Source organism: Synechococcus sp. F70.1 (assembly GCF_047502745.1).
Lineage (GTDB): Bacteria > Cyanobacteriota > Cyanobacteriia > Thermostichales > Thermostichaceae > Thermostichus.
This window is the reverse complement of sequence record NZ_JANSJL010000117.1, coordinates 1-816: the sequence shown is the minus strand read 5'-3', so window position 1 is coordinate 816 and position 816 is coordinate 1. Positions and strand designations below refer to the sequence as shown.

Below are 816 nucleotides of genomic sequence, written 5' to 3'. Positions count from 1 at the left end.
CTGCGCGGCGTAGCCCGATCCCAGGCCATTCGAGAGCTGATGCGGGAGCGCAACCTCTCTTGGGAGGAAGCGGACAAAGCTGTAGCTCCTTGGTTTGGTCACCTACAAGCTGACGAACAAGACAGTGCTGGCAAGGTAATTTTTCTGGATGCCTACCCTATGCCCACTCGGCCCCAGAGGCGGGAGGATCCCGATAACTCCAAAACCGGAGGCCTGGCGGTAGATATTGCCAACAATATCTGGAAATGGAATGGAAAGAATCTTGACTACTCTCCTAACCCTAACTTGTTCTTTTCTCTCAAACAAGCCACTTTTTTGATTGGCCTACGCAAAGGCCCCGGCTGTACCGACCAGATATTGGCTCAAGTCAAGGAGTGGCTGATCCGGGGCCTAGAGCAAGGGGTGGGATCCCAGGTGAATACTGGCTATGGCCGGCTGATCCCCCTAGGAAAATCGCTGGACAAGATGCCAGGGGAATTCTTGCGGCTGCCCTTCGAGCTAGAAGGCCAACTTATTCACGGGCGTCAAGTAGCTAACTGGAATCCGGATAAGAATCGCTATGATAATCGACCCATTGCCGAAGTGCGGCCTGTGGCTTTTAAGAATATGCTGCGCTACTGGTTTCGCACTTTTGCCTTGGGGGTTTTGCCGGTTGTTCAGGTTCAGAAGTGGGAAGGACAACTGTTTGGCTCCATCACCCCCGAGCAAAAACACGGCTGGATCCATGTGGATTTGCTGAACGGCAAAGTCTCTCGGCCGGAGCCCAATCAGCGAAGAGAAGCCGCAGGCCAACAGGAAGGGATCCTTGTCTTGAGT

General features: G+C 53.7%; 1 protein-coding gene. It reads left to right on the top strand.

What is annotated here, in order from left to right:
* The coding region (locus NW860_RS11180) for an RAMP superfamily CRISPR-associated protein (protein WP_414514216.1) at positions 1-816 on the top strand (816 nt) is incomplete at both ends.